This window comes from Domibacillus sp. PGB-M46, assembly GCF_022668875.1.
GTDB lineage: Bacteria > Bacillota > Bacilli > Bacillales > Domibacillaceae > Domibacillus.
Map to the genome: position 1 here is coordinate 1 of NZ_JAKGCR010000081.1, position 360 is coordinate 360.

Annotated in this window: 1 protein-coding gene; it reads left to right on the plus strand. The window is 48.3% G+C overall.

The features are described from left to right. Positions 1 to 353, plus strand: a 353-nt coding sequence (locus L2D08_RS23685) for an RNA-guided endonuclease TnpB family protein (protein ID WP_242238016.1), incomplete at its 5' end; no start/stop codon positions are given. Between the last annotated feature and the right edge of the window lie 7 nt (positions 354 to 360).

A 360-nucleotide genomic window follows, 5' to 3' on the forward strand; every position in this document is an offset into this window, starting at 1 on the left:
CGACCAGGCTCGTTCATGAAAACCAAGTGATCGCAGTGGAGAATTTGTCAGTGAAGAATCTCGTCCAAAACAAAAAATTAAGCAAGGGGATTCACGATGCGTCATGGTCGAGGTTTAACGAAATGCTCGCTTACAAAGCGAAGTGGTACGGACGGACGATCATAAAAGTCGATCCGTTCTTCCCATCAAGCCAGCTCTGCTCATGGTGCGGACATCAGCATAAGGATGCAAAAAATCTCGCTGTCCGGGTGTGGGAGTGTCCATCCTGCGGCGTGCGTCACGGCCGGGACCTAAATGCGAGCCTGAATATTAAAAAAGAAGCCCTTCGGCTTCTTTCACTTCAGTCTATTTAAGCTTTGT